This window comes from Bradyrhizobium sp. LB14.3 (assembly GCF_040547985.1).
Classification (GTDB): Bacteria; Pseudomonadota; Alphaproteobacteria; order Rhizobiales; family Xanthobacteraceae; genus Bradyrhizobium.
The window spans coordinates 1-5,201 of sequence record NZ_JBEPQT010000073.1; the positions used below are offsets into that span (position 1 = coordinate 1).

2 protein-coding genes and 2 pseudogenes are annotated in these 5,201 nt (G+C 58.5%); 3 read left to right on the forward strand and 1 reads right to left on the reverse strand.

The window, feature by feature from the left end; translation table 11 throughout:
- Window positions 1-481 (forward strand): annotated as a pseudogene (locus ABIB00_RS38685) (transposase); the annotation flags it as partial.
- Here ABIB00_RS38685 and ABIB00_RS38690 read toward each other — a convergent pair.
- Entirely contained in the window at window positions 421-2,223 is a 1,803-nt protein-coding gene (locus ABIB00_RS38690; protein WP_354107973.1) for an ABC transporter ATP-binding protein, read from the reverse strand. The pseudogene ABIB00_RS38685 and the gene ABIB00_RS38690 overlap by 61 nt on opposite strands.
- A 1,561-nt stretch (window positions 2,224-3,784) precedes the next feature.
- On the opposite strand from ABIB00_RS38690, the gene ABIB00_RS38695 reads away from it, so the two are divergent.
- Window positions 3,785-4,837 carry a KamA family radical SAM protein gene (locus tag ABIB00_RS38695; protein ID WP_354107974.1) on the forward strand — a complete coding sequence of 351 codons (1,053 nt, stop codon included), beginning with the start codon at window positions 3,785-3,787 and terminating at the stop codon, window positions 4,835-4,837.
- 134 nt (window positions 4,838-4,971) lie between these two features.
- Window positions 4,972-5,201: pseudogene (locus ABIB00_RS38700) on the forward strand (enoyl-CoA hydratase-related protein); the annotation flags it as partial.

A 5,201-nucleotide genomic window follows, 5' to 3' on the forward strand; every position in this document is an offset into this window, starting at 1 on the left:
ATCCTCGACGGCACCGTCATCGGCCGCAACATGCAGCGCCATCGCCACCAGGAGTTCATTCGCTTCCTCAACACGATCGAGGAGCAGGTCCCGGCCGGGAAAGTAATCCACGCCATCGTCGACAACTATGCGACCCACAATCATCCAAGGGTAGGCCAATGGCTGGCCCGGCATCCCCGCTGGACGATCCACTTCACTCCGACCTCTGCATCCTGGCTCAATGCGGTCGAAGGCTTCTTCGCTAGCTCACCCGCCGTCGTCTCAAACGGGGCGTGTTCCGATCCGTCATTGACTTGCAAGTCGCGATCAACCGCTTCGTTGCCGAGATAAACGCCGATCCTAAACCCTTCGTTTGGACCGCCGATCCAAAGCGCGTCCTCGCCGCTGTCAAACGCGGGAAGCAGCGTTAGAGTCGCTCCACTACCATGCCGCAGAGATCTGGCCGAACTCGGTGGCTTGCCTCTCCAATAGCAGCCGATAGAGTCCGCCCGGCCGCTTGGTCAGGGTAGCATCCGTGCCCTGCTCGGCGATGACGCCGTCATCAAACACCAGAATCCGGTCAAGTCGGCGCACCGTCGACAGGCGATGCGCGACCACAATGCAGGTGCGGCCCTTCATAAGCCGCTCCATCGCCTGTTGGATGAGGACTTCCGATTCCGAGTCGAGGCTTGAGGTTGCCTCGTCCAGGATCAGTACCGGCGCATCCACCAAAAAGGCGCGCGCCAGCGCAATGCGCTGCCGCTCACCGCCCGATAGGTTGACTCCGCGCTCGCCGACCAACGTGCTGTAGCCCCTGCGCAGTCGCAGGATGAAGTCGTGGGCATTGGCGAGTCGCGCCGCTTGCTCGATCGCCTCCAAGCCGGATCCGGGCCGGCCATAGGCGATGTTCTCGGCGAGTGAGCGGTGGAACAGGATCGGATCCTGCTGCACGATCGCGATCTGGCTGCGCAGCGATTGCTGCGTTGCTTTCGCGATGTCCTGCCCATCGATAAGAACGCGACCGCCGGTGACGTCGTAGAGCCGCTGGACCAGTTTGACTAAAGTCGTCTTGCCGGAGCCGGAGCGGCCGACGAGGCCGACCCGCTCTCCGGCGCGGATCGTCACCGACAGACCGTCGTACAGCGGCGCGCGCTGGCCGCCATAATGGAACGTGACGTCGTCGAACACGATCTCGCCGCCCGCAATCGCGATCGGCCGCGCGTCGGCGGCATCCGCGATCCCGATCGGTTCGTCGTGGATCGCCACCAGCTCCTCCATGTCGTTGACGGACCGCTGGAGGTTGTTGATGTGCATGCCGACGTCGCGCAGATAAGCGTGGATGACGTAATAGCTCGTCAGTACGTAGGTAACATCGCCCGGCGAGGCATGCCCGGACATCCACAGCAACACCGAGCCGCCGATGACCGACCCTCGCAGGCATAGCAGCAGCGAGAGCTGCGCCAGGGCAGTGTAGTTGTACCAGAGCCAGGTCCGCCGCACACGCACCCGCCAGCGGTTGATGACGCGGGCAAGCCGCGCATCCTCCCGCGCCTCGGCGCCGAAGGATTTCACCACCGCGTTGCAGGTCAGCGCGTCCGCCAGCGTGCCGCCGATCCTGGTGTCAGACGCGTTTGAGACACGTGCGGCAGGCGCGATATAGCGGATCGATAAGGTCATTGTCACTGCAACATAGATTGCCGCACCAATCGCGATCACAGCACCCAGCACAGGCCAATGCAGCCCAAGCAGGGTCATTGAGCCGACCAGTACCGTCAGGGATGGCAACAGGGACATCAGTATGGTGGTGTTGAGCAAGTCGAGGGCCCACATCCCGCGCGTAATCTTCCGCACGCTCGAACCAGCGAAAGAGTTGGCGTGCCAATCGGTTGAGAACCGCTGGACGCTCATGAACGCGTCCTGCGTCAAATCCGACATCGTCTTAAGCGTGAACGGAACGACTGCCTGCAAACCTATGAAGCGCAGGATCATCGAAACTAGACCGAGCACAACGATGCCGCCGAAGGCCGCCAGCGCCGCACGTCGCGCCGCCTCATTGTAAGGGCCTGACGTTAATGCGTCGACGAGATGACCGGCGTAAACCGGCATGAACAGGTCGGCCGCCGTCGCGCCGAGAAAGCCAGTCAGCACAAGCGCGGCGCGGTAGGGCTGGAGCAGCCAATGGCGCAAAACGAACGAAAGCACCGCGCGGATTGCGATAACACGTTTGACTGCTAGACCGCTCATGCCGCAATCCGGCCACGCTCAGGATGCAAATCGGCTATATCTGAATTGAGCCCCGGATCGCGACGGAGCGATCGAGCACCGGCATTCTGTTGACTTTCCTCGCTCAAGTGAAACACTCGATGCCAGCACTTTAGGCTGCTTGGGCCTCGATCCGTAGCGTTCCGCCCACGCCTGCCGGTCTCATGCAAGGGGAAACGCCTCACCTCACCCACCACCAGAAGCCGTTTAGGATTTCGCTCATAACAGCATCCTGCTCCAGGAAGTCCTCTCCTTGGAAAGATGACAGTCGCGCAGAGCAGGCCTCGCAAGGAATTTGCCCAGTTTGCTACGTGAGACTTCCGTGCATATGACCGACCGGCGGGGACAAAGATGGTCCATCTTGTTGTTCCAGCAAAGAATAATGAGCGTGTTTCATGACTACACCGCGATAAGTTAGCGGCGCCCAGCAGGTGCAGCGCGCCAGATTAATATTGGCTTTCTCGAAGACACGAGGGCGATCATGCAGTGCCAGCGTCTGTCATCTCAATCAATTGCTAAGGTTAGTAGTTGACTGGGCGCATGTTCTTGCTGGGCTGTTGCGTGGATGGCCGGTTCGGCAAAGGCAGCCGACTGCTCCCGGTAATGATCCGCGACCTCAAATCCAAACCGAACCAGCAGAACCTCTATGCCACGCACAGAAGTCGGTGGACCGGTTCGAGGATCAGATCAGGGTCTTGACCAGGAGGCGAATCCCTCTGCGTCTGGGCGAAGTGATCAAGACGATCAACGAGGATGGGGAGACTACTACTGTCGCTCCCATGTCAGGAAAGCGCTTCCATCAGCTGGATGGTTGGATCATCCGAAGGTTTTGGTCGCGCCGCAGCAAGCGGTGGCAGAACGCAGCCTGAAAGGAGTATCCGATCAGATGGAGCGGCGCACAGAGTTCAAGCTGGTAGGGCTGGTCTCAGTACCTTCGCTTCAGGCGCGAGAGCCCGTTCGTGGAAGCTTGATCCGGGAAAGCTGCACGTCCACTTTGTGTGGCGGACGGAGGCCAGTGCAAGAGCAATGGAGCGCGGCTCCTCCGGCCCGACGCCTGTGAAGTCGTCGAAGAAAACCAAGATATGGAGCGAAGGCGCCAGCCGGGCTCGGCACAATATGAAAGCTTCCAAATGACCAACCGATCCGGAACGCTGCTGCTCCATGGGGGCCGCAGCACCCTAGATCGACTAGACTCGGTTGACCTTCTCCGGTCGCGAAGATGGCTTCCGGGATCGGCGCACAAAGATCCTTGATGACTAGCAGGCGGCCAACTCGTCGCATTGGGCCGGCGACCTCATCTACTGCGTGCCAGTCAATCTCGCGACGCTCAGGAACATTCTGCCGCCGCCGAGTTCTGCTGAGCGCGGCTTGCTTAAATATCGATTCGCAGAGTGTTCACTAGAGTAGGTAGGTTTCGATCCAATGTTCATGCCGTACCATCAGTGAGTAGGTCGCCGTACGGCGTAGAGCGCAACTCACCCCGATAGAACAAGGTCGAGCAATGACAAAGACCGTTGATCCGCTGAATAGTAGAGTACAAGCGATGAAGTTCATCGAAGGGACGCGCGTCCTGACCGCCGGAGAATTGCAAGTCAATAACATAACGCGCTATCGAGTCACAAGATACTACCGCGACCAGATTACCAATAGTGGTTACTACGATCAGCTTAAGTACATAGTGGAGCCCTCAGTCAAAGAGTTCGAGAGTGCTGGTAGCTTGGATACGAGCGGCGAGCACGACAACACGGTCGTGGTTGGCCTCCAGCACAAGTACGCCCAGACCGGGTTGTTATTAGTAACGGACCATTGCGCTTCATATTGCCGTTATTGCTTTCGCAAACGGATGGTCGGTAAGAAATCCGATGAAGTTGCGCCTGATTTGGCTCGGGTTGCGCAATACATCGGTGGCCATCCTGAGATGACGAACGTGCTGCTATCTGGAGGCGACCCGTTCGTGCTCAGCACTTCCAACCTCAATGAGGTTCTTAATCATTTGCTGCCCATCACACATTTGAATTCGATTCGATTCGGCACAAAGATGTTCGCCTTTGAGCCCAGCCGTTTTGAGGATTCCGCTTTACCGGCTTTGTTCCAACGAATCCATGAAGCGGGTAAGACCGCAGTAATCGTTACGCATTTCGATCACGTTGGTGAGATTTCGGTCGATGCGGAGCGCAACATTCGCTCCTTACGCGCACAAGACGTGCAGTTCCTCAACCAATCCGTGCTTCTCGCAAAAGTCAACGATGATCCCGAGATCCTGGCGGCGACCTTCGCCAAGTGCCACCAGATAGGAGTGCGTCCTTACTATCTTTTTCAGAGCAGACCGGTGAAGGGCGCATCGCATTTTCAGGTTTCGCTGCGTCGTGGACTAGAGATTACGCGCGGCATCAACCAACGTCTGAGCGGGATCCAAAAAACGTTCAAATACATCATGTCCCATTACACAGGAAAGATCGAGATCCTCGATTTGGGAGACGACGGCCGCTTGTACATGCGGTATCACCAAAACAAGATCCCAAACAAGATCGGAAAGATCTTTTCCCGACCGCACGTCGAGGCTGCCCGCTGGTTGGACGATTTGCCCGAGGAATGAGGTGGATGGGCGCGGCAATGATATTTGCCGCTCACAGCGCGTAAAGCACATAGCGCGGCGGCTTCCTCCCTGGGGTCACGCCACGGGTCGGGGCAGCTTTCCGCCTCGCCACGGAATCCGCCTCGAATTCGTCTCTACCGCTTTCCTGCGACCTGATCTACGCCTCCGATCATTCCTCCTTTGCGCTGCCAGAGATCCGCGCAGGAACGCTGGCGGATGCAGCATCGATCAGGCTCCCCAAGCGCATGCCCTATCACATCGCAATGGAACTCCTCTTCACTGGCCGCTGGATGGATGTTGCAGAGGCACATCGCTGGGGTCTGGTGAATGAGGTGCTGCCCAAGGAAAAGCTCGAGGAACGGGT

Bases quoted from the DNA above. Each gene is read 5' to 3' on its own strand.
- ABIB00_RS38695 (WP_354107974.1), top strand. From the start codon at position 3,785: ATGAAGTTCATCGAAGGGACGCGCGTCCTGACCGCCGGAGAATTGCAA.
- ABIB00_RS38690 (WP_354107973.1), bottom strand. From the start codon at position 2,223: ATGAGCGGTCTAGCAGTCAAACGTGTTATCGCAATCCGCGCGGTGCTT.